The organism is Cohnella sp. GbtcB17, from assembly GCF_019091135.1.
Taxonomy (GTDB): domain Bacteria; phylum Bacillota; class Bacilli; order Paenibacillales; family Paenibacillaceae; genus Cohnella.
The window spans coordinates 16,178-37,255 of record NZ_JAGXJW010000039.1 but is presented as its reverse complement, the minus strand read 5'-3'; the positions used below and the strand labels follow the sequence as shown (position 1 = coordinate 37,255).

21 protein-coding genes are annotated in these 21,078 nt (G+C 61.6%); 6 read left to right on the top strand and 15 right to left on the bottom strand.

Annotated features, from left to right (window positions below; all coding sequences use genetic code 11):
• The 3 genes from KVT38_RS34890 to KVT38_RS20950 form a co-directional block, all read right to left on the bottom strand.
• Nucleotides 1–465: ABC transporter ATP-binding protein (locus KVT38_RS34890; protein ID WP_254639400.1), on the bottom strand; the 465-nt coding region annotated here is incomplete at its 3' end.
• A 104-nt stretch (nucleotides 466–569) separates the two neighbouring features.
• Nucleotides 570–1,376 (bottom strand): polysaccharide deacetylase family protein, encoded by an 807-nt coding sequence (locus tag KVT38_RS20955; protein ID WP_217595696.1) that lies wholly within the window; start codon nucleotides 1,374–1,376, stop codon nucleotides 570–572.
• A gap of 75 nt (nucleotides 1,377–1,451) precedes the next feature.
• Entirely contained in the window at nucleotides 1,452–1,658 is a 207-nt protein-coding gene (locus KVT38_RS20950; protein WP_217595695.1) for a DUF1657 domain-containing protein, read from the bottom strand.
• A gap of 196 nt (nucleotides 1,659–1,854) precedes the next feature.
• Between KVT38_RS20950 and spoVAC the strand changes: the two genes are divergently transcribed.
• From spoVAC to KVT38_RS20935, 3 genes are read left to right on the top strand one after another with little or no spacing between them, the layout of a single operon-like run.
• Nucleotides 1,855–2,328 carry a stage V sporulation protein AC gene (spoVAC, locus tag KVT38_RS20945; protein WP_217595694.1) on the top strand — a complete coding sequence of 158 codons (474 nt, stop codon included), beginning with the start codon at nucleotides 1,855–1,857 and terminating at the stop codon, nucleotides 2,326–2,328.
• Nucleotides 2,329–2,338: 10 nt separating this feature from the next.
• Nucleotides 2,339–3,370 (top strand): stage V sporulation protein AD, encoded by a 1,032-nt coding sequence (gene spoVAD / locus KVT38_RS20940; protein ID WP_217595723.1) that lies wholly within the window; start codon nucleotides 2,339–2,341, stop codon nucleotides 3,368–3,370.
• Between the two features lie 4 nt (nucleotides 3,371–3,374).
• On the top strand, nucleotides 3,375–4,235 hold the full coding sequence (locus KVT38_RS20935; protein WP_217595693.1) for a DUF421 domain-containing protein: 861 nt from the start codon (nucleotides 3,375–3,377) through the stop codon (nucleotides 4,233–4,235).
• Between the two features lie 22 nt (nucleotides 4,236–4,257).
• On the opposite strand, the gene KVT38_RS20930 is transcribed toward KVT38_RS20935, so the two are convergent.
• The 3 genes from KVT38_RS20930 to KVT38_RS20920 are packed head-to-tail and all read right to left on the bottom strand — an operon-like array spanning nucleotide 4,258 to nucleotide 6,880.
• Nucleotides 4,258–5,262: an ABC transporter ATP-binding protein gene (locus KVT38_RS20930; protein ID WP_306795344.1), complete on the bottom strand. Its 1,005-nt coding sequence runs from the start codon at nucleotides 5,260–5,262 to the stop codon at nucleotides 4,258–4,260.
• 53 nt (nucleotides 5,263–5,315) lie between these two features.
• The gene (locus tag KVT38_RS20925; RefSeq protein WP_217595692.1) at nucleotides 5,316–6,107 is read right to left on the bottom strand and encodes an ABC transporter permease; all 792 of its coding nucleotides are present in this window, start codon (nucleotides 6,105–6,107) and stop codon (nucleotides 5,316–5,318) included.
• Nucleotides 6,104–6,880 carry an ABC transporter permease gene (locus tag KVT38_RS20920; protein WP_217595691.1) on the bottom strand — a complete coding sequence of 259 codons (777 nt, stop codon included), beginning with the start codon at nucleotides 6,878–6,880 and terminating at the stop codon, nucleotides 6,104–6,106. The genes KVT38_RS20925 and KVT38_RS20920 overlap by 4 nt, the downstream gene beginning before the upstream one ends.
• A 463-nt stretch (nucleotides 6,881–7,343) precedes the next feature.
• Between KVT38_RS20920 and KVT38_RS20915 the strand changes: the two genes are divergently transcribed.
• Together KVT38_RS20915 and KVT38_RS34885 are read left to right on the top strand one after the other, a co-directional pair.
• Nucleotides 7,344–7,976 carry a DUF975 family protein gene (locus tag KVT38_RS20915; RefSeq protein ID WP_217595690.1) on the top strand — a complete coding sequence of 211 codons (633 nt, stop codon included), beginning with the start codon at nucleotides 7,344–7,346 and terminating at the stop codon, nucleotides 7,974–7,976.
• 35 nt (nucleotides 7,977–8,011) lie between these two features.
• A complete protein-coding gene (locus KVT38_RS34885) occupies nucleotides 8,012–8,902 on the top strand; it encodes a DUF4190 domain-containing protein (protein ID WP_254639398.1) in 891 nt (296 codons plus the stop codon).
• A gap of 506 nt (nucleotides 8,903–9,408) precedes the next feature.
• Here the strand turns inward: KVT38_RS34885 and KVT38_RS20905 are convergent.
• The 8 genes from KVT38_RS20905 to KVT38_RS20870 form a co-directional block, all read right to left on the bottom strand.
• Nucleotides 9,409–9,672, bottom strand: coding sequence for an HPr family phosphocarrier protein (locus KVT38_RS20905; protein WP_217595689.1), 264 nt, complete (start codon nucleotides 9,670–9,672; stop codon nucleotides 9,409–9,411).
• Complete coding sequence (gene ptsP, locus KVT38_RS20900; protein ID WP_217595688.1) at nucleotides 9,672–11,393, bottom strand: phosphoenolpyruvate--protein phosphotransferase; 1,722 nt, start codon at nucleotides 11,391–11,393, stop codon at nucleotides 9,672–9,674. Before ptsP ends, KVT38_RS20905 begins: the two co-directional genes overlap by 1 nt.
• 19 nt (nucleotides 11,394–11,412) lie before the next feature.
• Nucleotides 11,413–12,570, bottom strand: coding sequence for a mannitol-1-phosphate 5-dehydrogenase (locus KVT38_RS20895; RefSeq protein ID WP_217595687.1), 1,158 nt, complete (start codon nucleotides 12,568–12,570; stop codon nucleotides 11,413–11,415).
• Nucleotides 12,567–13,004 (bottom strand): PTS mannitol transporter subunit IIA, encoded by a 438-nt coding sequence (locus KVT38_RS20890; RefSeq protein WP_217595686.1) that lies wholly within the window; start codon nucleotides 13,002–13,004, stop codon nucleotides 12,567–12,569. The genes KVT38_RS20895 and KVT38_RS20890 overlap by 4 nt, the downstream gene beginning before the upstream one ends.
• Before the next feature lie 5 nt (nucleotides 13,005–13,009).
• Nucleotides 13,010–15,106 (bottom strand): BglG family transcription antiterminator, encoded by a 2,097-nt coding sequence (locus KVT38_RS20885; RefSeq protein ID WP_217595685.1) that lies wholly within the window; start codon nucleotides 15,104–15,106, stop codon nucleotides 13,010–13,012.
• A 128-nt stretch (nucleotides 15,107–15,234) separates the two neighbouring features.
• Complete coding sequence (locus KVT38_RS20880) at nucleotides 15,235–16,773, bottom strand: PTS mannitol transporter subunit IIBC (protein ID WP_217595684.1); 1,539 nt, start codon at nucleotides 16,771–16,773, stop codon at nucleotides 15,235–15,237.
• 471 nt (nucleotides 16,774–17,244) lie between these two features.
• The gene (locus tag KVT38_RS20875) at nucleotides 17,245–18,678 is read right to left on the bottom strand and encodes an MFS transporter (RefSeq protein WP_217595683.1); all 1,434 of its coding nucleotides are present in this window, start codon (nucleotides 18,676–18,678) and stop codon (nucleotides 17,245–17,247) included.
• A gap of 117 nt (nucleotides 18,679–18,795) precedes the next feature.
• Nucleotides 18,796–19,326: a TetR/AcrR family transcriptional regulator gene (locus KVT38_RS20870; RefSeq protein WP_217595682.1), complete on the bottom strand. Its 531-nt coding sequence runs from the start codon at nucleotides 19,324–19,326 to the stop codon at nucleotides 18,796–18,798.
• Nucleotides 19,327–19,487: 161 nt separating this feature from the next.
• Between KVT38_RS20870 and KVT38_RS20865 the strand changes: the two genes are divergently transcribed.
• Entirely contained in the window at nucleotides 19,488–20,375 is an 888-nt protein-coding gene (locus KVT38_RS20865; protein WP_217595681.1) for a 3'-5' exonuclease, read from the top strand.
• Between the two features lie 127 nt (nucleotides 20,376–20,502).
• Here the strand turns inward: KVT38_RS20865 and KVT38_RS20860 are convergent, their stop codons facing one another.
• Nucleotides 20,503–20,928 (bottom strand): DUF6157 family protein, encoded by a 426-nt coding sequence (locus tag KVT38_RS20860; protein ID WP_217595680.1) that lies wholly within the window; start codon nucleotides 20,926–20,928, stop codon nucleotides 20,503–20,505.
• Nucleotides 20,929–21,078 lie beyond the last annotated feature (150 nt).

Below are 21,078 nucleotides of genomic sequence, written 5' to 3'. Positions count from 1 at the left end.
TGCGTGCGCCATCGCGATCCAGGCGCGCTGACGCTGGCCGCCGGAGAGCTGGTCGACGGCGCGGTCGTGGAATTCGCCCATGCCGGTCGCCTGCAGTGCCCAGTCGATCATCCGGTTGTCCTCGGCAGACAAGGTGCCGAAGCCGCGCTGATGCGGGTAGCGTCCGAACGAGATCAGCTCCCGAACCGTCAGTCCTTCGGGAGACGTCGGATTCTGAGGCAGGATGGCGAGCTGCTTCGCCACTTCCTTGGTCGGCTGGCGGTGGATCTGCTTGCCGTCCAGATAGACGCCGCCGCTCTGCGGACTCAGAATGCGCGCGAGCGACTTCAGGATCGTGGACTTGCCCGATCCGTTCGCGCCTACCAGAGAAGTGATCTTGCCGTCGGGTACGGACAAATTCAGATTCTCCACAATACGCCGGCTGCCATAGGCGAGAGTCAGCTGATTCGTGCTTAACCGCGACATATCTTCACTCCTCCGGCGAACGGGTTCGCCTTTATGTTAAGTCTGTGATAATCGTTATCATTTTCAATCGACAATAAGAATGATAATGGTTCTCACCTCTGAAGTCAACGATTTACCAAATTTGTTTTCGAATTTTTTAAATGCAGCATCTCCGATACCGTCACGAACCGGTATCCCTCCTCCGTCAGCTTGGGCAAAATGATGCGGAGCGCGTCGATCGTCTGCGTCTTTCCGCTCACATAGTCGTGCAGCAGGACGATGTCGCCGCTGCGTACGTCTCCCAGAATCCCTTTGACGATATGGTTCACGCCTGGGCGCGCCCAGTCGTCCGTCGGATGGTGCCACGACCAGAGCACGGTCTTGAGCCCTTCTTCGCGTCCGACCGTCAGCACCCGTGCGTTAAAGAAGCCCTCGGGAGGTCTAAAAAGCATCGGCTCCGCGCCGGCGGCCATGCCGATGCTCTTCTGGGCCATCGCGATCTCCCCGCGAATCTGCGCTTCCGTGCAATGCAGCAGCATTCGGTGCGTGTATGTATGGTTCGCGACCTCATGGCCTTCCATCGCCTCGCGCCTTACGATACCAGGGTACTGCTCGGCTTTTTTGCCCGTGATAAAAAACGTCGCGTGCGCCCCGTACATCGCCAGCAGATCCAGGATCGCCGGCGTATCCGCCGGGTCGGGTCCGTCGTCGAACGTCAGCGCGATGAACTTGCCGTCCAGCGGCACCTCCCAGATCGCCTCGCCTCTGGATTCGTAATAGGCCCGTCCCTTAAAAGCCGGCGCGCCTCCCGCCGCGTCCGCCGTGCCGCCGCGATCGGCTGCGAGCATGACCGGCGCCGCGAACAACAAGCCCGCCGCGAACGTTTTGACCGCTCCCCGACAAACGATGGACCACGCCTTTTCGTGCCGCATGATGCTTGCCTCCTTCTATTGAAGAGGGAGTCCCGGGCGCGCCGGAACTCCCTTCCTTGAACTGCGTCGGCGATTCTAGAATCCTTTGTATTGCGGCTCTTCCTGCTCCAGCTGCTGAACGCGCTGCTCGACTTGATCGACGATCTGCTGGGTTTGCGCAGCCGCGTCCGTGAAGAGCTGCTTGGCTTGCTGGTTTTGCGTGCTGATGGCGAATTGCTCAAGGCTTGCCTGAGCGCTTTTGAGCGATGCCACCGTGGTCTTTACTTGGGATGCTACGGTCATGTAAGCTACGCCTCTTTCTCTTCGGTAATGTTCCCCGCAGAGGGACCCGTCTAATTTGCCCGTCGGCGGCACGCTTCACAACTGTAAACATCTGGTGAGCACCCGACCGCCCGTTCCGTGCGGGTAAAAATCCGGCTTGCGAGGCATCCTCAACTTATACTGCCCGTCATTTGCACGAAAGTAGGAGGCGCACGCCATGGCGAACAACAAGATCAAAAAGCTGACGCCGGTACAGCAGGAATACCGTCAGCTTGCATTGAAACGGCAGCCCGCGCGGCCGGTCGCGCTTAACTGCCTGCGCGCCTTCGTCGTCGGCGGCCTCATCTGCACGCTCGGCCAAGGCATCCAGGAGGCGTTCATGCACTTCGCGCACATGACGCAAAAGGAAGCGGCCGCCCCGACGGTCGCCGTTCTGATCGCGATCTCGGTCGTGCTCACCGCCGCCGGCGTGTACGACAAGCTGGGCCAGTGGGCCGGCGCCGGCTCGGCCGTGCCCGTGACCGGCTTCGCGAACGCGATGTCGTCCGCGGCCATCGAGCACCGCAGCGAAGGGCTCGTGCTCGGCACAGGCGCGAACATGTTCAAGCTCGCGGGCTCCGTCATCGTGTTCGGCACCGTAGCAGCGTTCATCATCGCGCTTTTGCGATTTATTTTCGGATATGGGAGATGATCGAATGACGATTCTGAAGGGGCATCAGAGCTGGCTGTTCCGCGATAAACCCGTCCTCCTGTCGTCCGGCACCGTCGTAGGCCCGTTCGAGGGACGCGGCCCGCTGGGCCATGACTTCGATATCGTGCACGACGACTCGCTGGTCGGCCAGGACAGCTGGGAGAAGGCGGAGCGCACGTACCTGGAGGAAGCGGCCAAGATCGCGCTGCAAAAAGCCGGCAAGACGCAGGACCAGATCAGCTTCTATATCGGCGGGGACCTGATGAACCAGATTACGAGCAGCAGCTATGCCGCCCGCACGCTGGCGATGCCTTATATCGGCATGTTCGGTGCCTGCTCCACCTCGATGGAGAGTCTCGCCATCGCGTCTTATCTGATCTCGACGGGCGGCGCCAAGTACGCGCTCGCCGGCACCTGCAGCCACAACTCGACCGCCGAAAAGCAGTTCCGCTATCCGACCGAATACGGTTCGCAGAAGCCGCCTTACGCGCAATATACGGTGACTGGTGCTGGCGCCGTGCTCGTCGCCGGCGAGGGAGACGGCCCGCGGGTCGCGGCCGCCACGATCGGACGCGTCGTCGACATGGGGATCACCGATCCGTTCAATATGGGGGCGGCGATGGCGCCGGCGGCGGTCGATACGATCGTCTCGCACTTCCGCGACCTCGGCGTCGGTCCGGATCACTACGATCTCATCGTGACGGGCGACTTGGCAAAGGTCGGCCACGAGCTCGCTGGCGACCTGTTCGAAAAGCATCGGATTCCGATGCACAAGACACGTTTTCGCGACTGCGGCATGATGATCTACGACTATGACAAACAGATGGTGCAGGCCGGCGGCAGCGGCTGCGCATGCTCCGCGGTCGTGACGTACGGCCACCTGCTGAAAAAGCTGAGCAAAGGCGAGCTGCGCCGGATTCTCGTCGTCGCGACGGGCGCGCTCATGTCGCCGCTGGCCCTTCAGCAGAGCGAGTCGATCCCCGGCATCGCGCACGCGGTTGCGCTGGAGGCGCCGGATTCCATTTTGGAGAAAGAGGGTTAACGTCATGCCGATGTGGGGTCAAATCATCTTTCGCTCGCTGGGCGCGCTGATCGTTCTGTTCATCATGGCCCGGCTGCTCGGCAAAAAGCAGATTTCGCAGCTCACTTTTTTCGAATATATATTGGGCATTACGCTCGGGGAACTTGCCGGCTTCATCTCCACCGACATCGAAACCCATTATTCGCACGGGCTCATCGCGCTCGCCGTCTGGTTCGCCGTGCCCTTCACGCTGGAGTATCTGTCCATGAAGAGCATCCGGCTGCGCCATTTGCTCGAAGGACGCGGCCGGGTCGTCATCAAAGAGGGCAAGGTGATGGAGGACAATCTAAAAAAGGAGCATCTGACGACGGACGAGCTGATGGAGCAGCTGCGCGGCAAAAACGCCTTCAACCTCGCGGATGTCGAGTTCGCGGTCATGGAGACGAGCGGGGAGCTCAGCGTGCTGCTCAAAAAGGAAAAGCAGCCGCTCACGCCGAGCGATATGGGCATGCCCAAGGTCCACGAGGTCGAGCCGCAGGTCGTCATCATGGACGGCAAAATGATGAACGAGCCCCTGGCCACCGCAGGTCTCAGTCCGGGCTGGCTGGCGACGGAGCTGGAGAAGATCGGCGTTACCGTCGACAATGTGTTCCTGGGGCAGGTGGATGCGTACCAGCAACTGTACGTCGACCTGTATGACGACAAGCTTCAGGTGCCCGCGCCGCAAGGCAAGGCGCTGCTCCTCGCCAACCTGAAGAAGCTAGAGGCGGATCTGGAGCTGTTCGCCGTATCGACCAAGGACGCGGAAGCCAAAGCGATGTACACGCGCACCTCGGCGGCGCTGGCGCAGGTCATCTCGGATCTGAAGCCGATGCTGCAGGGGTAATGCGTGCGAGAAAGGCGGCCCGTCAATAGATTCGGCTGACGATCTCCTCGAACTCGGGCTCCTCGACATGCACGTCCGCAATGTCTCCCCAGACGGACAGCAGCCGCAGCACCTCCATGACGCCGATCCGTTCGCGGTTGAAGCTGACCGCCGCCTCCCGTCCAAGCGCGCTCTCTACGCTCACCTCTTCGGAGTCGGCCGACAGGCCGTCTCCGATTCGCATGCCCGGCGCAAGACTTGTGTCTCCCGCATACGTCACGCGTATCGTCGTCGGCAGTCCGATCCGTTCCCGCAGCTTCTCCAGCGCGCCGTCGTACAGCAGCTCGCCGCGGCTGATCACGATGACCCTTTTGCACAGCGTCTCGATGTCGTCCATGTCGTGCGTCGTGAGCAACACCGTTTTGCCGAAATGATCGTTAAGCAGCCTCAAGTGGTCCCGGATCTGCCGCTTGGCCGTGGCATCCACCCCGAACGTCGGGTCGTCCAGCACCGGCAGCCCCGGACCGTGCAGCAGCGCCGCGGCCGGGCACCCCCGCATCCGCTGCCCAAGCGACAGCCGGCGGACCGGCGTGTCCCAGAAATCCCGCAGCTGCAGCACCTCCTCCAGCTTCGCCAGTTGCCGCTCTTTCTCCGCGGCGTCAAGACGGAACATCGCCGCCAGGATGTCGAAACTGTCCTTCAGCGGCAGGTCCCACCACAGCTGCGACCGCTGACCTAACACGACGCCGATGCGCCTGGCCACGCGCCGCCTGTCCCGCTGGGGGCTGAGCCCGCAGATCCGCACCTCCCCCGCGCTCGGGTGGAGAATGCCGCACAGCATCTTGATCGTCGTTGACTTGCCCGCACCGTTAGGCCCGATAAAGCCGACGAACTCGCCTTGTTCGATATGCATGTCGAGCGCATTGACTGCCGTCACGATCTTGCGATCGCGCGAGAACAAAGTCCGCACCGCTTTAAGCCTGCCCTCCTTGGGCAGTGTGGTCGCGAACGTTTTGTTTAAGCCCTTGGCTTCCAGCATCGTAGTCATGCCGAGCCCTCCTTGTTCGATGGGATGTGAAAAATGACAGTTCATTCGATGGATCAGGTGCCCGTGCTTTGGTATTTACGCACGCCGACGCGCCATAGCGCGAGCGCCGCTCCGAGGGAGATCGCGGCCACGGCTGCGGTCGCCGGAATCGTCCACCAGCCCCATTCGGACCGGATGATGAACATCGCCGGCACGTAATTGATAAATCCGAACGGAACGACGGTCAACAGCAGCGTGCGCAGCCAGTCGGGAAACAGGCTGAGCGGGAGCTGGCTTGCGGTCGTGGACGCATTGTCCGTCAGTATGGACAGATCCTCGGTTCGCGTCGTCCAAAATCCCACCGCAGCCGTCGCGAGGCCGACGGCGAACATGATGACGGTGCCGGTGCAAATGATCAGCAGCGTCAAAGGGACAGACGCCCAGCCGGCTGTCCCGTCCCCCAGCAGCTTGCCGAGACAGACGCCCAGCACGGTCACACTCTGCAGCAGCTCGCCGCCGACTATCCGCGTCCTAGACGTCAGCACCGCCAACAGAAGCGGCATCGGCCGCAGCAGCAGTTGATCCAGCTGGCCATTCACGAGGTACGGCTCGAAGTTGTTGACGGCGGAGCCGACGCCCCGATACAAATACTTCGCCGTCATGAGCACGCCGTAGAGATACCCGATCTCCCACACGTTCCAGCCCCGGATCGCGCCGAACGCATGGAGCACGACCGCCAGCCCTAGAAACTCGGCGACGGTCACGACCGACGCAAGCAGCGTCGTCAGCAGGAAGCTGACCCGGTACTGCATCCTCGCGCGGACGTTGATCTTGTAGAGCATCCAGGAGATTCGCAGCCAGTTCATCCGCCCTGCACCTCCACCTTGCGCCGTACGGCGGACGTCGCCGCAAAGCAGGCCAGCGAGAGCAGCGCGCACCAGATGAGCGGCGCGAGCAGCGCGGCCGGCGCGGCAGTTCCCAGATAGGTGCGGGTCGGGATGTCGTTGAACGCCGGGTACGGCGACAGTCTCGAGATCGTCTGCAGCCAGCCGGGCATCCAGGCGATCGGCATCAGGAACCCTGACAGCACGAAGCTCAGCGAATAGTTCAGCAGGCTGAACCAGCGGCTTTCCACCGTCCATAGCGCCGTCACGCCGATGCAGTACGAGATGCAGATGCCGATATAGGCGGCCATGACGAGCGCCGCAAGCGTGCGCAGCCAAATAACGGGGTCCGACGGAACCGGCAATCCGACGAACAGCGCGTAGAGAACATATAGCGGAAGGGCGGTGAACAACACATTATAGGCGATCGAGCCGGCTTCCCGCCCTGCCGAGAATATGAATAGGTGAACCGGGCGAATCAAGTCCAGCGCGATCTGGCCGGTACGGACGCGATCTTCCAGTCCGAGCCCATGGGAAGTGAAGGTCAGCCACAGAATCACCTGGTTAAACGCGATGTAGGCGACCATCCCCTCCCGACCGTAGCCCTCCAGCGCGTACTGCTCGCCGATGCCCTGCCATATCGAAATATAGATCATGCCGAAAATTACGCTGGCAACCGTGCGTACGGCGTGCGATGCCGTATATTGCAGACGGCTTTCGTACGCGCTTCTCGCCAGCACCCAAAGCACAGTCATTGGATCCCTCTTTTCCGCGTCAGATAGGCTCTCCCGGGAAGAGCATCCCAAATGATAACAAATTCGCAAAAAAAGACTAGACTATTCTTTTCCGGTGTGCTAATCTAATATTATAGATGTCGAGGATACATATTTGTTTTCGATCAGCCGTCACTGATCCCTCCCTACTTAAAATTTACCTAAAATCCGCCTTTGGCGGTTTTTTTGTGTCTATAAACGGTAATATGGAGTAAGTCTGCGCGCCCCGATGCTTGCAGATGGAGTTAGAGGTGAACGTGGTAGTGGATGGGGACTGCCCATACCTTGAAGCATACCGATGGTGAATGAAGGCATAGGATATAGGGCTTGGAAATCCTCATTTCCAAAAAGCGGTTGTCGAAAAGTGACATCGCTTGTAAAATCAGTAGGGATTGAGGACAGGCTTCTGTACCACAACTCAAGACGCAAAGGTGGAATTGGGCAAATGACGACAAGTTCGGAGCTTCGGGCACGAGCAAGAACGACATTGCGTGGCAAATGGACGGAGCCGGTGCTGCTCGCACTGGTGTATTTCGTCGTATTTACGGTGATCGGCATTCTAGAACGCATCCCGCTGATCGGATGGGTAGCCTCTCTTGTGCTGACCGGACCGCTGATGCTGGGGGTTTACGGGTATTTCCAGGATCTCGTGCGGGAACGCAATCCGAGCATCGGCGGGCTTTTCAGCGGCTTCAACCGCTTCTCCGAGGCTTTTATTTTAAACCTGCTCGTCGGGATCTTTACGCTGCTCTGGACGCTGCTCTTTATCATACCGGGCATTATCGCCGCGATTCGCTATTCGCAAGCCTTCTTCATCTTGCGCGACAATCCGGGCATCGGCGGCCTTGAGGCCATTCGTCGAAGCAAAGAGATGATGGCGGGCAACAAGGGACGCTACTTCGTCTTCTGCCTGAGCTATCTCGGCTGGGCCATTCTCGGTATGATTCCGTTCGGCATCGGATTGCTGTGGGTCGTTCCCTATTTCTACACCGGACTCGCCCACTTCTACGAGGATTTGAGCCAATCCAATTACGCAGAGCCGCCATTTGAGCCCGGACTGAACAGTTACCGATACTAATGATCGGATCTTTTTCCGCAGAGGGAGACTGAACGATGACATCCGACGATTCGAACAACAATTGGAGCGGGTCGGGACCGACGGATCCGTCCCCGGGCACGGCAGATCCGGCCGCCTCGACGGACGCCTCGCCGGCCCAGCCGTCGGACCGCGGCGGCGAAGCTTCGGGCGAACGCGCGGCGAGCGAACCAGCGCGAACGCACGAAGGGCAGGCTGCAGGCGACGGGAGCCGCTCGGCCGACGAATCCGCGCGGACGTTCGATAGACAGGCGCCCGGCGGCGGGTATAACTCAGCGGCTGAGCAGGCGCGGCCGCACGATCGGCATGTGCCCGGCGCGGGCTATCGGGCGCCCGACGACGCGTCGCGGCCTGCACAGGGCTGGCAGCCCGGGCCACAGCCAGGCGGCGCGTACTCGCCCCGAGCCGATCAGCAGCATGGGCACTATGCGGGCCATCCGCATGAACCGCATGGCGGTCAGCAGCATGGTCAGCCTGGCGGCCAACCGTATGGGCAGAACCAGGGAGGCTACTATCCGCCGCCCCCAGGTCCCTCCTTTTCGCAGCATCATCAGAACTACGGCCAATACCCGCCGGCCTACAACTATGCACGTTCGCCGTATATGCCGCCTGCACGCTCGAACAGCAAGTCGGTCGCCGCGCTCATTCTCGGCATCGGCGCGATCGTCATCCCGTTCATCGGCTTCTTCCTGGGCGTCGTCGGCATCATCGTATCCGCGATCTCGCTGAAGGAGATCCGCGTCCGCGGCGAACGAGGCTCCGGCATGGCCGTCGCCGGACTCGTCTGCTCGATCGTAGGCACGGTGCTGTACTTCGTCATCCTCGCGCTGATCCTCATCTTCGCCTTGGCCGCGACGGACAACAATTACGACTACAACAACTATTCGAACATTATCATGGAAGCATAAGAAAGGCTGTCCCTCCGATCGCAGCATGCGATCGGAGGGACAGCCTTTTTTGATGACCAAGACTAGCTTGACACAAGCTCCTGTAACCGCGCTTTTCTCGCCTACAGCACAGTTCGGCACCTTCGTCGCTTCTGCAACGTTGCTTTTCTCGCTTACAGCGGCAGCTTACTCCTGTAACCGCGCTTTTCTCGCTTACAACGCAGTTCGGCACCTTCGTCGCTTCTGCAACGTTGCTTTTCTCGCTTGCAGCGGCAGCTTACTTCTGTAACCGCGCTTTTCTCGCTTACAATACAGCTTGGCACCTTCGTCGCTTCTGCAACGTTGCTTTTCTCGCTTACAGTGACGGCTTAATTCTGTAACCGCGCTTTTCTCGCTTACAACACAGCTTCGCGCCTTCGTCGTTTCTGCAACGTTGCTTTTCTCGCTTGCAGGGACGGCTTACTTCTGTAACCGCACTTTCTCGCTTAAAGCGGTCAAAGTACGGCACAAGCGGAGGATTCCTGCTCTTATTCCTCGTAAATCTTCGACAATAGCGATCCGAGCTCCCGCAGCGCTTCTTCTTCGCGCTCGCCGTCGACCTCCAGCATGACTTCGTCGCCTTTGGCGAGGCCGAGCGAGAGCAGACCGAGCGAGCTCTTCCCGTTGATCTTCTTGGTTCCCTTGATCAGGTTCACCTTGCAATTAAACTGCGTGGCCGCTTGGACAAAAATCTTGGTCGGACGCGCGTGGAATCCCGACGGATGGATAACGGTAAACGTTTCGGACAGCATCAGGCATGACTCCTTTGTTCTACGAATTGTTTGACTTCCTCTTGCGTGCCAAGCTGCAGCGCCTCTTCGGCAAGCTTCGACCAAACTTCCTTGGATAAGCGGCCGATCAGCTCGCGGGCCGGCAGCACGGACGACGCACTCATGCTGAACTCGCCGAGGCCGAGGCCGAGCAGGATCGGGATCGCCGTGAGGTCGCCGGCCATTTCGCCGCACATGCCGGTCCACTTGCCCTCCCGCTCCGCGGCCCGGATGACCATGCGGACGAGGCGGAGGATGGACGGGTGATACGGCTGATAAAGGTACGATACGGCGTCGTTCATTCGGTCAGCCGCCATCGTGTACTGAATCAGATCGTTCGTCCCGATGCTGAAAAAGTCGACTTCCTTGGCCAGGTAGTCCGCATTCAGCGCGGCAGCCGGAATCTCGATCATGATGCCGACCTCAATGTCGGAAGCGACCGGGATGCCTTCGCTCTCGAGCTTGGCGCGCTCCTCGGTCAGAATCGTCTTCGCTTGGCGCAGCTCGTCGGCCACGGCGATCATCGGAAACATAATATTCAGCTTGCCCGCCGTACTTGCGCGGAGCAGCGCGCGCAACTGCGTGCGGAACACGTCCTCGCGGCTCAGGCAGAAGCGGACCGCCCGCAGGCCCAGGAACGGATTGCTTTCCTTCGGCAGCGACAGGTACGGCAGCTCCTTGTCGCCGCCGATGTCGAGCGTGCGGATGACGACGCGCTTGCCGTCCATTTTGGACAGCACATGGCGGTAGGTCTCGTACTGTTCCTCCTCGGTCGGAAGCGAATTGCGCCCCATGTACAGGAACTCTGTGCGGAACAGTCCGACGCCGTCTGCGCCGTTCTCCAGCGCCTTGGCGACGTCCTCGACGCCCCCGATGTTCGCCGCAAGCTCGACATGAACGCCGTCCGCCGATACGGAAGGCTCGGCGGCAAGCCGCTTCAGCTCGGCGACCCGCGCATCGTAAGCATCCTTTTTCGCCCGGTAGGCTGCAAGCTCCTCGTCGCTCGGATCGACGACGATCCGCCCCTCCGTCGCATCGAGGACGATCGTCGTCCCGTCCGGAACGTCCGCCGCGGCCTTGCCGGCTCCGACGATGGCGGGCAGCTCCAGCGAGCGCGCCATGTTCGCGGAATGCGATGTGCGGCTCCCGATCTCGGTGACGAAGCCGCGTACGTAGTCCAGGTCGAGCTGCGCCGTATCGGACGGCGTCAGGTCCTGCGCCACGATGATCGCCTCCTCCGCGATGCCGGACAATGCGGCGTACGGCCGGTCCTGCAGATGGCTCATGACCCGGCCGGAGACGTCCAGTACGTCGGTCGCACGCTCTCGCAGCATCTCACTGTCCATGCCGCGCAGCATCTCGACGATCATGCCCGTCACCTCGTGAAGCGCGTATTCGGCGTTCACCGATTCATTGTCGATCTGCTCGAGCACGGCGTCCACCAGATCGGGATCGTCGAGCAGCATCAGATGCGCTTCGAAAATTTCCGCCTTCGCGGCACCGAGCCTGCGCTCCGTCGATTCGCGAATCGCGTCGACCTCCGTCTTCGCCCGGGCGACAGCGGCGCGGAAGCGCTCCGCCTCCGCGGAAGCGTCTGCGACCTCGACGCGCTGCGGCGCCTCGGACGCGGCATGCGCATACCGGAACGCCCTCGCGATGGCGATGCCGGGAGAAGCCGCTATGCCGGTTAATTGTTGGGACATCGTGCATCTCTCCTTTTCGTCAGCTCTGCGTCCCGGCGACCAACGCCTCGAACTGCTTTACAGCCAGCAGCAGCAGCGGGTGCTCCTGCGGCAAAGACGTATACTTAGCCAGCGTAGCCCCAGCCCCGGTCTCCTTCAGCGTTCGCTGCAGCTCCGCCGACTCCGGGTCGTCCGGGTAGTCGAAGCGCAGCGCGGCGGCCATGACCTTGGCGAGCGCGACGGGCTCGTCGCCCTGCTCGAGCGCTTGCAGCGCCGGACTGACAAGGCGGTCGTTCGGCGACAGCTTGCGGATCGGCGACCGGCCGACGCGCGCGATCTCGTCGGTCAGATGCGGATTGCGGAAGCGTCCGAGAATGGTGTCGATATATTGCCAATGCGCCTCCGGATCGAAGCCGTGCTTGCGGACGACGACGGCGCCCGTCTCGTCCAGCACCGCGCGCACTTCGCCCACCAGCGCTTCGTCGGCCATCGCTTGCTGGATCGTTTCGTATCCCTTCAGGTTGCCGAGATAGGCAGCCGAAGCGTGACCCGTGTTGACGGTAAACAGCTTGCGCTCGATATACGGCGTCAGGTCGGTCACGTAATGCACGCCTTCCACGCGTTTGAAGCCCGGGAACATCGCCGACTCGTCGACTGCCCATTCGTAGAACGGCTCCACCGTCACCGCGAGCGGATCCTCGTTGTGCTGAATCGGCACGATCCGGTCCACCGCCGCATTCGGGAAGGCGCAGACAGCATCGGCTTTGGCTCGCGTCGCCTCGTCCAGATGCCCGTACACATGCTCTTTAAGCTGGGCGCTGCCGCCGATCGCGTTCTCGCAGGCGATCAAGTGGAGCGGGCCTGCGCCGGCGCCGATGCGGCGCTCGATGCCGCGCGCGATTCCCGAAGCGATATGCTTCAAAATGTTCACGCCGACGGCCGTCGTGACCAGGTCGGCTTCGGCCACGGCAGCGGCCACTGCCGCAAGGTCGGTGCCGTCGATCGCCGTCACGCCCGTCAAGCGGATGCGCTCCTGCTCGTCATCGGCCAGGGTCACCGTATATTCGCCCCGTTCGCGAAGCGCGTCGACCAGCGTCTTGTTTACGTCGGAAAACGTCACTTCATAGCCCGAACGCGACAGCAGAAGGCCGATAAAGCCCCGTCCGATGTTGCCGGCGCCGAAATGCAGAGCCTTCATTCCTCCACACCGCTCTCGAAAATTTCGATCATCTCGGCGGGCGTCTTGGCCGCGAGAATGCGCGCCATGTTCTCGTCATCCGAGCAGATCATCGCCACGTTCGTCAAAATGTCCAGATGGTCGTCGCCGACCGCCGCAATGCCGATGACCAGATGCGCTTTCTCGCCGTCGCCGAAGTCGACCCCGGCCGGCAGCTGGACGATCGACAGGCCCGTCGACTTGATCGTCCCCTTGGATTCGCTCGTGCCGTGCGGAATCGCGAGGCCGCCTCCCATGTAGGTGGACAGCGAGTTCTCGCGCTCGATCATGCTGTCGACGTATGCCGGTTCGACGTGGCCCGCCTCCACCAGCAGCTGGCCGGCCAGGCGGATCGCTTCGTACTTGTCGGCGACGGATGCGTTCAGTTTCACTTTGTTTGCGGATAGGATGCTCATATCGTTCACTCGCTTTCGGTTTTAGTTAGGAAAAAGCTCCTCAAATGCGTCGTCATGCGCTCGCGGATCCCCGTCTCGTCTCCGGCCTCGAGCAGCGCGACCGTCTCCTCGTCGAGCAGCATCGCGCTGATCTCGCTCAGCACCTCGAGACTTTCTCGCGCTAGCGCGCGTGGCGCCAGCATGAGGAGGAAACGCGCCAATTGAACGGGCGGGCCGTCCTCCTGCGGCATTCGAACCGCCCGGCGAAGCCGGTATAGCTTAAGCGTAGACTGCGTAATCTCCGGCGCCCGCGTATGGAATAGCGCAAGACCCGTGCCGGGGATCATCTGGCTGCCCTGCTCCTCTCGTCCCAGCAGCCTGTCGCGCACAGCGGACGCCCCGCTCAGCAGGCCGAGCGCTTCCTCGCGCCGGCAGGCTTCGTCCAGCGCCCCGTACAGATCGTCCGCCTCCTCGCCGAGCTCGATCGTCCGAAACCCGCCGACGAGCGACACGATCTCGTCCAGCGTCGTCTTCAGACGCTGCAGCCGGGCGAAGCCGTCGGCCGCAGAGACCGGCGAGCCGTCCTCTCCTTTTCGGACAGCGGCTCGCCCCGGCTCCCACGGCGCCTCCCGAACGAAATTGCGGAGCCGGTCGGCTTCTCCCTGCGTGAGCAGGGGGCTGACCTTCATGTAGCGGCTCGGATCGATCGGAAGATCGATCGTGGAGATGATGAGGTCGTACGTGCTCTCGTCGAGACGAGCGGCCTCGTACCAGGATACCCGATCCGCAATCTCGATCTGCGGGAGCTCTTTGCGAATGCGCATCTGCAGCAGCTTGGAGGAGCCGATGCCGCTCGTGCACACGAGAATCGCGCGCACATCCCGCTTGAGCTGCTTGAGCCGCTCTTGAGAGGCGCCGAAGTGCATGACCAGGAAGCCGACTTCCTCGTCCGGCACCTCAAGCTGGGGGAGTGCGGCGCTTGCGGCCTCCTTAACGGCTGCGAACAGCGTCGCGTAATCCCTGCGAATCTGCTCCAGCAACGGATTGCGGATGCGCTGACCCTCGCCGAGCCGCTGCGCCGCCTGCTTCAAGTGCTCGAACAAGCCTTCCCTGAGCGACCGGTCCTCGTCATAATCGACGCCGGTCGACGACTGCACCGTACGAATCAGCCTGCGGACCGTGTCCGCCAACGCCAGATCGTCGCCCGGCAGCAGCGCGAGGTCTTTGCCGTGCGCGTCCTGGAGCAGTTCGGAGACGTAAGCCGTCTCGGCGCGGCCGAGCTCCACGCCCGGCCGCGCCGAGAGCTGCTCCGCCAGCTGCACGGCCTCTGCCGTGGCCAGCTCCGACGCCTGTCTGTCCAGGGGCGGCGGGTGGTACGAAACGGGCGAATCCGCCATCGTTCGGCCCTGCCGTACGCGATGCAGCGCGATCGAGAGTCGGATGAGCAGATCCGTGTAAATCTGCTCGTTGAGACTGCCGGCCCATCGGCGCTCCAGGCCCCACAGCGCGCGCTCGATGTCGGCCATATCGCTGTGTCCTGCAAGCTCGAACAGCATGCGATCGAGCGGATGCGACGGCGGCTCGCCCCGGCTCGCGATCAGCTCGGCGTCGTCGAGGCGCAGCCGGATGAGCTGACGGATCGTCTCCCGCAGCTCGGCCTCCCCGCCCGCGAGCTCGACGCCATAGCCCCTGCGGCGAATGAGCTGGACGCCGAAGCGCTCCACCCATTCGGCCAGCTCCTCGAGGTCGCTGCCGATCGTCTGCACCGTGACCTTCAGCTCGTGCGCCAGCGCGAATTGCTTGACGGGCTCGCGCTCCCGAAGCAGCAGGCAGAGCAGATAAATCTGGCGTTCGTCCGGGGAGAACTCGGCTTCCTCCGAAGCGGATACGATGCTGCCGAGCCGCTCCAGCGCGGCCGGATCGCCCTGCAAGGCGATGCCCGAGCCCGACTTTTTTACAAGCGATACCGCCTGGCCCGCCAGCAGATCTTCGACCGCGGCGAGTTCGCGGTGCACGGTGCGCGAGCTGACCTGAAGCCCCGCGGCAAGCTCGGCGGCCGTCATCTCCCGCCCGCTGCGCAGCAGCAGCTCGAGGATGCGCCGCGTTCGGTTGGATACGATCATGGACGGATCATTCCTGTCTATCCAAAATGGGCTGAACGCCGGCGAATATACTCGCCAGCGTCAGCCGATTCGATATGCGTCGGAGGAGACGACCGTCGGGACGTTCCTTTCCGAATGCTCGCCCCAGATCAGGCCAGCCTGTTGACCAGCACGTCGTACTCCGGACTCTTGAGGAAGTTGTCGATTGAAATGTGCTCGGCGTTCGGCGCCTTCTGTCTGGCGCGGTCGGTAAGCGTCTTGTGCGTGATGACGATATCAGCGTCGTCCGGAATGTCGCTGATCGCCGTATTGATGACCGTAACGTCCGAGCCCGCGGCCTTCATCTTCTTGCGCAAAATCGAGGCGCCCATCGCGCCCGAGCCCATGCCGGCGTCGCAGGAGAATACGATCTTGCGCACATCCTCTTTATCTTTTACCGCGGAGGCTGCCGCTTGAAGACTTGCGTCGACGACCGCCGTGTCCGGGATCGCGGACCGCGCAGCGCCGTTGCCGGACGATGCGGTAGCTGCGACGCCTGCGACCGGCGCTGCGGAGTTGGCCGCTGCCGCGGCTGCGGCCGGCGTGCCCGCCGCCTTCATCGCCTTCATGCGGCTTTGCGCTTCCTCGATATCCTCGTCCTCCGCGTTTTTCTTCGACGTCTTCAGCAGCAGCGCCGACAACGCGAAGGATACGATCGCCGCGGTGAGCACGCCGCTCAGCACCGGCAGCAGACCGCCCTTGGGCGCCATCGCGATATAAGCGAAGATGCTGCCCGGCGAAGGCGGAGCGACGAGGCCTGCGCCGAAGATGGAGAAGGTGAACGTGCCGGTCACACCGCCCGCGATAACGGCCAGGATCAGGCGCGGATTCATGAGAATGTACGGGAAGTAGATCTCATGGATCCCGCCGAAGAAGTGAATGATCGCCGCGCCGGAAGCCGACTGCCGGGCGGAGCCGCGGCCAACGAGCATATAGGCCAGTAGGACGCCGATGCCGGGGCCCGGGTTCGACTCGAGCATGAACAGAATCGACTTGCCGGTGCGCGACGCTTCGTCCAGCGCAATCGGACTGAGCACGCCGTGATTGATCGCGTTGTACAGGAACAGAATCTTTGCAGGCTCGATGAGCACGTTCGCCAGCGGGATCAGATTGTGATTGACCAGGAACTCGACGCCGTCGGACAGCCAGGACGTCAGCTGCTCGATGACCGGCCCGATGCCCCAGAAGGACAGCAGCGTCAGTCCCGCGCCGATGATGCCGAGCGAGAAGTTGTTGACCAGCATCTCGAAGCCCGCTTTGATCTTGCCTTCGACGGACTTGTCGAACTGCTTCAGCACCCACGCCGCGAGCGGACCGCAGATCATCGCACCGAGGAACATGGGGATGTCCGTGCCGACGATGATGCCCATCGTCATGAGCGCGCCGATGACGCCGCCCCGGGTCTTGTGCACCATGGTGCCGCCCGTGTAGCCGATCAGGATCGGAAGCAGATACTTGATGATCGGGTCAACGAGCTTCGCGAGCTCCGAATTCGGCGCCCAGCCGGTCGGTATGAACAATGCGGTAATGATGCCCCAGGCGATAAATGCCCCGATGTTCGGCATGACCATGCCGCTCAGGAATCGGCCGAATTTCTGGACGCCTACTCGTATGCCACCGCTAGAAGCAGAACGATGAACTTGCTCCATTTCGGGTTCCTCCTTAAAATTAACCGCTTTCTTTTCCCGGCACTCCGCCAGCGGTCGATATGCGTTTATAGTACCCCTCGCCCACCCCCGCAGCAACAGAAGGAAACCGCGAATTTGTCAATCATACTGTTGACAGCATTTGATGATTTTATGAGCATGCAGCTAGCGGGCGGGTTCTAGTACTTGAACGGACCGACGGAGAGCATCTTCACCGTGAATGAACGGGGCTATTGGACGCTGCTGCGCGAGGGAGCTTTTCAGCATAATCCCCTATCTCGTATCGCGCGGCGATACTAGTAGGGGGCATAAGGCGCTGTACAGCGTTGCCTGTCGGGCGTGCGGCGTATTCCGCGCCGAAGAGGCGCTGTACAGCGTTACCTGTCGATTTTATACTTTCTAACAAGATAAAAAGAACGGCCGAAAAGCTTCGACCGTTCTTCGCGCATACATGGATTTATCCGTCGCTTCTTCTTATTCCGCGGCCGCGCCGGCTGGCAGCACTTTGCCCGACTCGCCCGCCTCAAGCTGGGATCGCTTGTAGAACAGCAGCGTCGCGAGGAATGCGGCGCCGAGCATGGCCGCGTAGACGTACAGCACGGGCGTCAGATGCGCCCCGAACTGGTCGGGCGTTGCGATCTCGCCGCCCTGCTTGAACACGAGGCTGCCGATGGCGATGCCGAATACGCCGCCGAGCTCCCGCGTAGCGTTGGCGACGCCGCTCGCCTCGCCGGAAGACGACTCCGGCACGGCGGAGAGCACGCCTTCGGACAACGGCGTCATGCTGAGCCCCATGCCGAGTCCGGCCAGCACCATCGCGGGCGCCAGGTAGGCGAAGGAGAATACGGGGCCGTTCACGACAATAAGGATCGCGAACAACAGGAGCGCGGCTGTCTGCAGCAGCAGGCCGGCGAGCAGTACGCGGCGGGTGCCCAGGCGTCCGATGACGATCCCCGCCAGCGGTGCGGCGACCATCGTGGCGCCGGTCCAGGCCATCTCGCGGACACCCGCGCCGAGCGCGGAGTAGCCCTGCGCTTGTTGAAGGAACAGCGTGAGCAAGAAGATCGCCCCGAAGATGCCGGCGTACAGCCAAAATCCGACCGCGATCAGCGCTGAGTAGTCACGGCTCTTGAACAGGCGAAGCGATAGGAGCGGGTACGGATGGCGCCATTCCCAGGCGACGAAAGCGGGGAGCAGCAGCAGGCCTCCCGCGAGCGGGCCCCAAACTTCGAATTCGCCCCAGCCGGCTTCGTTGCCCCGAACGAGTCCGAATACGATGCCGAGCAGCGAAGCGGCGATGAGCACCAGGCCGAACAGATCGAGACGTTTCTCCTCGCCTTTGGATTCGCGGATCCAGAGCAAGCCGAACGCGACGGCGAGTGCGCCGACCGGAACGTTGATCCAAAAAATCGTCTGCCAGGGCGAGCCGTTCACGATGAGCCCGCCGACGAGCGGCCCCGTGGCGAGTCCGAGCCCGGACACGCCCGATACGATGCCGATCGCAGCGGCTCTGTACTTGGCCGGGAACGCCGCGCTGACCAGCGTAAGGCTGATCGGCGTGATGGCCGCGCCGCCAATGCCTTGCAGCGCTCTCGCCAGCGTAAGACCCAGCGCATGCGTGCTGAGCGCGGAGGCCAGCGAGCCTAACGTGAAGATCGCGATGCCGATCAGGAACATTCTTTTGCGTCCAAACCGTTCTCCCAGCATGCCGAATGGGATCAGCAGCACGGCAAAGGTCAGCGTGTAGCCGTTGGTGAACCATTCAAGCTCCGCGAGGCCCGCGTCGAACGACTTTTGGATCGACGGCAGCGCCACGCCGAGCACCAGCGTATCCAGCATGACCATGAACAGCGCCAGACAGACGACGACCAGCATCCGGTTTCTTTGCAAAGTTGACATCGTTGACATTTTACCACTCCTTATTTATCGATAAATAAATTAATGCTCTAATGCAACCGCCAAGCGCCTCTGCCTGGCGGTAACGACTTACGGTCCCTCTCCTGCTGCTCGCGGTCGCACCGCGCTTTACTCGGGTTCGTACCACGGGAGCAGCTTGGGCAGCTCCAACATTTCCGAGAGTGCGATGAGGAGGCCTATGCTGATGAACATGCCGGCTTCGCCGGACGCATGGGGAATGCCCGCCTGCGCAAATCGACTGCCGACCATCCGGTGAATCTCGTCGAACTTCGACTTCACTTCCTGGCGGATCGCCGTCTCCGGGATGGCGTAGGCTTGCATGAGAAGCAGGATCTCGTTGCGATGGGTGCCAAGCAAATCCTTGAACGCGCAGCCCATGCGGTCAACCAACTCCTCGGGCGGACTCTCCACTGCGGAAAAAGCGTGCACCAGCCTGCGATAGCCGCGGTCCAACACGGCAAGGAACAACTCCTCCTTCGTTCCGAAAAAATGGAACACATAGGGCTGCGTCACGCCAACCGCCTTCGCGACCAGCGCCGTCGTCGTCTTGTAAAAGCCTTGAAGCGCGAACAACTCGGCGGCCGCGTCGAGAATTTGCTCTTTGCGCGATGCAGAGGCTGCTTCGTCCCTGGGTGTCATGTGCCGCAACTCCAAATCAAATTTATTTATTGATTAATAAATATCATGCCCAGATACCCCTTGTCAATGCTTTACTTCCTAAAAGCTTTAGCGTTGCGGAGGGCTTTGCTTTCGGATTTTTGATAAGATAAGGGTATCTGGACAATTCGGAGGTCGCCAACGTGGACTACATCATACTGGATATCGAATTCAACGGGCGCAAATTCGCGAGCGAGCTGCCCATGGAAGTGATCGAGATCGGGGCGGTGCGGCTGAACGACGCGCTGGAGGCGGTGGACGAGTTTTCGGCGCTCATCAAGCCCGTCTACTTTTCCAAGCTGAACAGCTTCATTAAGAAAAAAACCGGCATCCCGCAGGAGGATATTGACCGCGCAGAGGGCTTCGTGCCCGTCATCCGGTCGTTTCTGGCGTGGCTCGGCCGCAGCGAGGCGTGCCGGTTCGTCACTTGGGGCGGCGAAGACTTCAAGCGGATCGTGCTCGATACGCGCATGCACAAGCTGGACGATGCCTACTGGATGTCCGCCGTCTACTACGACTTGCTCAAGGTATACCTGCGCAGCCATGGGCTAACCAACGACGTCAGCGTCGAAGCGGCGCTCGAGGAGCTCGGCATAGCGTCCGAGGGCTCGGCTCACCGGGCGCTGGACGACGCGCGGATGACGGCGGAGATTTTCCGCAAGACGTTCGCCAAGCTCGATCCCGAGAAGGACGCGAAGCAGTACAAGGACACGTTCAGCAACGCGAAGGAACGGCGCACGGTCAAAAATGCGATCCGGCTCGCTCAATCGCAGAAGTTCGCGATGAATTGGGAGCTGCTGACGGAGCATGTGCTTGCCGGCAAGATCGACCTCTCCGATCCGCGCAAGGCAGCGGAGCTGAAGGCTTACTTCGAAGCGGAGACGGCAAAGCCGCCCAGGCCGCCTAAGCCTAAAAGCGCGGATCGTCAAGGCGAAACGCGGGAAGCCGGGGCGAAGGCTGACGCCGAAGCGCCGGGCGCAAACACCGTGGAGACGGATGTCGGCGAGCAGAGCGCGGAAGACGCGGACTGACCGATAGAGCCGGCTGTAGCGCAATCGCGGCCAACATTAAAAGGCTTGAGCCCGCTTGGACGGCTCAAGCCTTTTTGACGCGCGCTTGACCGGCAGGCGCACGCTTGCACCCGTTCGTCTCTCCCCGTCAAGCCTTTTTATTGCGCATCGCCTTGAGCACCCTCACGCCTTCGATCTCACCGTCCGCGAACCGGCCGTAGTCCTCCGATTCCTTGGGCACGAGTGCAACCTTCCCCTCGGCGTTGAAGTGCAAGCCCCAGCCATACTTCTTCGGCAGCATCGAGGCCCGCATGCAAGCTTTGGGCTTACCGTAGAATTCGGACCGCATCTCCGCTTCGCGCGCATCCCGCTCCTCGGGCGAGAGCTGCTTGTGGCGAACGTAGGTCTCGTACAAAATCTCTTCCTGCGTGTGTGCGTAAGGCTCGCCGGCGATCATGTCGTATTCGATGCGCGGCTTCGTCTTGCCGGCCGCCTTGTCCGGCGGCACTGCGCCGTGCTCGACGGGGCAGTCGTCAGCTACGGCAATAAAGGTGTTGTAGTAGTTCCATTCCACGGCGGGAACCTCCTCTTCAGCGTGTAAACGCGGGACATTTCCTCATGGCATGAAAGTAACATATCCTGGCGCGCCGCACAATCGGTCTCTTCATGGCGAGGCAGCGAGACTTCCCTTCGAGGTTGGCGAAGCGTCAGGCGCGCGCTTTAT